Source organism: Christiangramia qingdaonensis, assembly GCF_048381525.1.
GTDB lineage: Bacteria > Bacteroidota > Bacteroidia > Flavobacteriales > Flavobacteriaceae > Christiangramia.
Genome location: NZ_JBLWIM010000008.1, coordinates 833,374 through 839,645 on the forward strand (window position 1 = coordinate 833,374; position 6,272 = coordinate 839,645).

Consider the following 6,272-nt stretch of genomic DNA (forward strand, 5'->3'; position numbering starts at 1 on the left):
CAGGATTCCGAAGTTTCAACAGAAATTTCAAGAACACTTTGTGTTACTGAGGCTGCAGATTTCATTGGAACACAAGAACAAAGTCTTGACTACTTACAAACTCTTGTAGAGGAAGCTGGCGTTGAAGACTTTGACACAGAAAACTATAACAGTGAGGCAGTAGTTGAAGCTGGTAATTTATCAGACTATATTGGTTCTCCAAGTGGTGAGTCTGCGACGTTTACTTTTGAATATACTGATGAATCGGAAATAGGATGTGGAGATGGTACTATCACTATTGATGTCACAATTAATAACATTCAGGACGCCGAAGCAGGTGAAATTGAAGATCAATCTATTTGTGTCTCAGAAGGCATGATAGAGCTTTCAGAGTTCTTGACTGAAAATTCTTTTCCAGGAGGAACCTTTACCGGTGACAACGTTATAAATGGAATGTTTGACGCTTCAGTGGGCCCGAATGATGCAGGTTATCAAATTACATACACAGTTGATGATTCTTCTGATTGTGTAACACCTGGGTCAATGGACACAGCTGATTTTACAATAATCGTGAATGAAGCTATTGATGCCGGAGATGATAATAGTGTAGAGCTTTGCAGGGCGTCTGTAGAGACATTCACGCTTTCTCAAACGAGAAACTTCTACATTAATCTACTCGGTGAAAATGTACCTACAAATGGGACGTTCGAACCTACTATTCAACAAATTATTGAAGATTTCAACAACAATGAAGATCAAACTGTATTTACCACGTCTTATACTGTTTCAAATGGAAACTGTACTGACAGTGTTGAATTAACAGCAGTCCTTGTTGACGAAATTGCTGCTGAAATTGGAACGATCGAGAACCCTACTCCAATCTGCAGAAATGCTGAAGATGTAGATTTATTCTCTTATTTACCTGAAGGTGCAAACCTAAACGGAACGTTTGAAGGATATGAAGACGGAACATTTAGTCCTACTATGATGGGTGAAGGTGATTTCGAAATTACATATACTCTAACTGAAGATTCTCCATGTACAACTGGCGAAGCATCTGCAACCTTTACAATTACTGTACAGGATGCTGCTTTTGCAGGAATGGATATGGAAATCGCCGTTTGTCAAAACGATGGTGTACAGAACCTGTTTGATTTCTTATCAGTAGATGCTGATACAGACGGTGAGTTCACTGTTGAAGATGGTACGGTTGTAACAGATGGATTGATGGATCCTTCAACTTTTGATGCAGGAACTTACACTGTGACTTATACAGTAGCTGCCATCAATGACTGTGGAGATGATACTGCTGAGTTTACAATTACTGTTCAGGAAGTAGGAGATGCTCCGGTAGTTGGAGATGCAACTTTCTGTGCGATCCTTGATCCAACTGGTGCAGATCTAACAGCAGGTAATGAAGATCTAACTTTCTATACTGATGCTGATCTTACAATGATGGTAGCTGATGATGCTCCTTTGACTGAAGGAACTTATTATGTAACTCAACTAGGAGATGCAGGTTGTGAATCTGTAGCTACTACGTTCAATGTTAGCATTACAGATCCTGGAACTCCAACGATCGAAGATGCAAATCAAACTTTCTGCCAGTTCGACGATCCAACGATCGCAGACCTGAATGATGCAATAGACCAGACTTCAAATGTAACGTGGTATGCAAGTGCAGATAGTACTGATCCATTAAGTACAGGAACAGCACTTCAGGATGGAGTAACATATTTCGCTTCGCTATACGACCCGGCATCAGATTGTGATAGCTCACAAAGACTTGCTGTGAACGTTAGCCTGGAATGTGAATTCTTCATACCAGAAGGTATTTCACCAAACGGTGATCAATTAAACGATGATTTCGAGATTAGATATATCGAAGATTTCTATCCTAACTATACTATTGAGATCTACAACAGATGGGGTGACTCAGTTTACAAGGGGAATGCAAATACTCCAAACTGGGATGGTACCAGCAATCAAGGTTCATTCGGTGACGGTTTGTTACCAGTAGGAGTTTACTTCTATTACCTGGACTTTAAAGATGGTAGCACTGAGCCAAGAAGAGGAAAAGTATACTTAAGTAGATAATTAGGATAAATAAGAACAAGAGATGAAAAAAATAATCACAAAATATTTATTATTCGCAGGCATTATCCTTTTCTCTATAAAGGGTATGGCTCAGCAAGATCCGCTCTTCACTCAGTACATGTACAATATGAGTGTAGTGAATCCTGCTTATGCGACAGACGATCCAGGCATGTTAAACATGGGTGCGATTTACAGAATGCAATGGACAGATGTTGATGGTGCACCTCGCACCCTCAACTTCTTTGCCCACACTCCTGTAAGTGAGCGTGTTGAACTTGGATTAACTGTAGTTCATGACGAAATTGGTGATGTTGAGAAAACAAATAACATTACTGCAGATTTCGCATACGTGATCCCAACTGGTGATAACACAAAGTTATCTTTCGGTGCAAAGGCAGGTCTAACGACATTCGACGCAAACCTTGCTGGCTTAGATGTAAATGATCCAGGTGATGCAGCATTCCAAAACATCAGCGAAGTATTTCCTGTATTTGGAGTTGGAGCTTTCTGGTTTGGTGACAAGCACTACTTAGGTGTTTCTGCACCTAACTTATTAACGGCAGATCACCTTGATGACAGCCAGTTGCTAAGAGATAAAGGTTCAGAAGAGATCCATTACTACCTTACCGGTGGTTATGTGTTTGACATTACTGAAAACTTTAAACTAAAGCCTTCTACTATGGTTAGAGGGGTTGAAGGATCACCACTATCTGTTGACGTGAATGCGAACGCATTGCTTTATGACAGATTTGAAGCAGGTGTTGGTTATAGATTCGATAAGTCTGTTACAGGCTTGGTAAACTTTCAGGTTACTCCGGGATTGCGAATTGGGTATGCATACGATTACCCAACTTATGACCTGAGCGATGATGGTTCTCATGAGATCATGCTATTGTTTGATCTGGACCTATTCGGACTTAAGAAAGGATATGACAAATCACCAAGATTCTTCTAAAACCAGACTAAGATGAAAAATATATATAGTACACTTTTAATTTTATTCGTGAGCATTACAGCTTTCGGTCAAAAGTCTGACATTAGAGACGGAAACAAGTTTTTCGCCAATGCAGCTTATATCGATGCAGCTGATGCTTATGAAAATGTAAATGAAAAATCTCAGGAGGTTCTTCAGAATCTTGGAGACTCTTACTTCTATACCAACCAGATGCAGAATGCAGCTGAAGTATATGAGATGTTATTTTTAAGACATTCCGGTGCAGTTGCGCCGGAGTATCAATTCCGTTATGCTCACGCATTGATGGCTCAGGGTAATTATGTAAAAGCCGATGAGCTAATGAACGAGTTAACTGGAAATGACTGGAATCATGAAGAATTCAAGAATACTCTTGACACTATAGTTCCTCATAAATTTAAGTACGATCAGATCATGAACAATGCTTCATCTTCCGACTTCGGAATTGGATTCTATGGTGACCGAGTGGCTTTTGCATCTACAAGAAACCAGGAGCGTCCTATCTATCCTTGGAATAAAATGCCTGCATTAGATCTTTACAGCGCGCAAATGGATGATGATGGTGAAATGAAAGATATAGTTCTTTTTTCAGATGTTATCAATACAGATGAGCATGAGAGTTCAGCAACATTTAGCCAGGATGGAAACACTATCTATTTTGACAGAACGAATGAAGATCGTGTGAAAAATGAGAATGATGTTCGTGTAGCTCACATTAGCATTTACCGTGCTGAAATGGTAGATGGTGAGTGGACCAATGTTGAAAAACTTCCTTTTAGCAGTGAAGAATATTCCGTAGAACACCCAAGCCTGAGCGCAGATGGATCGAAGTTATACTTTGCCAGCGATATGCCTGGTGGAAGTGGATCTTTCGACATCTACATGGTAGAAATCAATGAAGATGGAACCTTCGGAACTCCTCAAAATCTCGGAGCGGGAGTAAATACTGCTCACAGAGAGCAATTCCCATTCATTAGTGAAAATGATGTATTATACTTCACTTCAGATGGACATCAGGGATTTGGAAACCTTGATATTTACAGAACTGAAGGTGACTTCAGCGAAGTAGAAAATCTTGGAGCATCAATAAACAGTGGTAACGATGACTTCGCATATGTCGTGAAAGAAAGTGATGAAACTGGATACTTTGCTTCAAATAGAAGAGGTACAGATAATCTATATCAATTCATACGTGAAGAGAATGAGATCGTTGAAGCTCCTACTGAAGTTGACCCAACCAGCGGTCAGGATCTTATCCCAATCGATGGTAGCAAAATCTACTTCGATTTTGACAAAGCAACGATCAAGAAAGAGTCTGAAGTTGTTCTGGATTCAGTAGTGACTTACATGAATGATTATCCAAATATCAAAGTGAAAGTTGAGTCTCATGCAGATGCTAGAGGTTCTGATAGCTATAACATGGCGTTATCTAAGAGAAGAGCAGCTTCTACAGTCGACTACCTTGTTAAGAAGGGAATTGACAGAAGCAGACTAAGTTCTGAAGGTTATGGTGAAACACGTCCAGTAAATGACTGTACTCAACCAACCGGATGTACTAATGCAGAATATGCTAAGAACAGAAGAAGCGCATTTGTAGTATCGAACAGAAACTCTGAAAGTCAGTCAATGACAGAAGGTGATTCTGAAGATTATATGGATGATGATATGATTGAAGAAAGCGAGAACTAGGTTCAACCTTGTACTAACTAACCAATCAAAATGAAAAGCCCCATGCAATTGCATGGGGCTTTTTTATTATTATAATTTAAACTGACTATTTCTTTGGAGGATATCCTTCTAAAGCTTTCTCAACTATTCTATCAAAAATCTTTTGACGTTTTTCTGGATCAGCTTTAACATCAAAACTACTTTCTACTACCGCCTGCCAGACCAATGCATCTTTCTCAATATCTACAAAATCAAAAGTTAGCTCCATATAGGTATCCATTTTTCCAATAGGAATACCTCCGCTCACTCCCACACCCACATTACCTCCGCCTCCACCAAGGCCAAGACCAACTCTGCTACGATTATCTCTTTCGTACTCCTGCGTATATACATTTACCTGAAGTCCGGCTGTCTCAGATCTACTGAAGCCCTTTTCCTGCATCTTAGAGTTTAAAGCATTTAAAAGCCTGTCCTGATCAAGCTGATTGAGTCCTGTTTGTAAATCTGAATAAATTGAATAGGAAGTGTATTGATCGAACTGAACTGTTTGATCATAATCGTAGACTGCCTGTGGTGTATTACAGGCAGCCATAAATAATAATAAAGTAGATATTTTAAAAATCTTCATAACCGGTTTTTTCTAAAATTAGCCAAAACCAGCCGGAGCAAACACCTGTTTAACAGGAATTAAACAAGCTTAATTAAGCATTTGCCATAATTTATCCTTAAGTTCCTGCAGTCCTTTTTGAGCTACGGAAGAAATAAACAGGTATGGAAAATCAAGTTCTTTATCAAGTTGTGATTTCATTTCTGCCTTAAGTTCCTCATCTAAAAGATCACTTTTCGAAATTGCGATCAACCTGTCCTTATCCATTAATTCAGGATTGTATCGCCTAAGCTCATCAACAAGAATATCGTACTGCTCTTTAATATCCTTCGCATCTGAAGGAATTAAGAAAAGTAGCGTTGAGTTACGCTCGATATGTCTTAAGAATCGATGTCCAAGACCTCTACCTTCTGCTGCTCCCTCGATGATCCCTGGAATATCTGCCACCACGAAAGTTTGAAAATCTCGATACTGAACAATCCCTAAATTTGGCTTTAATGTGGTAAATTCATAATTGGCGATCTTTGGTTTTGCAGCAGTAATAACTGAAAGCAAGGTTGATTTTCCAGCATTAGGAAAACCTACCAGGCCAACATCTGCAAGAACTTTTAGTTCCAGGGTAATATCAACTTGCTGCCCATCAATTCCTGGTTGAGCATATCTTGGAGTCTGATTGGTTGAACTTTTGAAATGCCAGTTTCCCAACCCACCTTTACCGCCTTCAGCAATTATAAATTCCTGACCATCTTCAGTAATTTCTTTAATGATCTCGTTAGTTTCAGTATCCCTGATCACAGTACCTAATGGTACATCGATATACTCATCTGTACCCTGGGCACCAGAACTTCTTTGTTTACTCCCATTACCACCGTGCTCAGCCTTAACGTGACGTTTAAACTTAAGATGGAATAATGTCCAGAGGTTATCATTCCCCTTTACGATTACATG

5 protein-coding genes are annotated in these 6,272 nt (G+C 39.4%); 3 read left to right on the plus strand and 2 right to left on the minus strand.

Annotation, left to right across the window (positions count from 1 at the left end):
* The 3 genes from ACNI3T_RS04615 to ACNI3T_RS04625 all read left to right on the plus strand — a co-directional run.
* Window positions 1-2,076 (plus strand): gliding motility-associated C-terminal domain-containing protein (locus ACNI3T_RS04615; RefSeq protein WP_418226807.1); only part of this gene is annotated, 2,076 nt, incomplete at its 5' end.
* A 22-nt stretch (window positions 2,077-2,098) separates the two neighbouring features.
* The gene (locus ACNI3T_RS04620; RefSeq protein ID WP_418226808.1) at window positions 2,099-3,031 is read left to right on the plus strand and encodes a PorP/SprF family type IX secretion system membrane protein; all 933 of its coding nucleotides are present in this window, start codon (window positions 2,099-2,101) and stop codon (window positions 3,029-3,031) included.
* A 12-nt stretch (window positions 3,032-3,043) separates the two neighbouring features.
* Window positions 3,044-4,738 (plus strand): OmpA family protein, encoded by a 1,695-nt coding sequence (locus ACNI3T_RS04625; protein ID WP_418226809.1) that lies wholly within the window; start codon window positions 3,044-3,046, stop codon window positions 4,736-4,738.
* An 85-nt stretch (window positions 4,739-4,823) separates the two neighbouring features.
* Here ACNI3T_RS04625 and ACNI3T_RS04630 read toward each other — a convergent pair whose 3' ends face one another.
* Both ACNI3T_RS04630 and obgE read right to left on the minus strand, forming a co-directional pair.
* The gene (locus ACNI3T_RS04630) at window positions 4,824-5,345 is read right to left on the minus strand and encodes a DUF4136 domain-containing protein (protein WP_418226810.1); all 522 of its coding nucleotides are present in this window, start codon (window positions 5,343-5,345) and stop codon (window positions 4,824-4,826) included.
* 69 nt (window positions 5,346-5,414) lie between these two features.
* The coding region (gene obgE / locus ACNI3T_RS04635; protein ID WP_418226811.1) for a GTPase ObgE at window positions 5,415-6,272 on the minus strand (858 nt) is incomplete at its 5' end.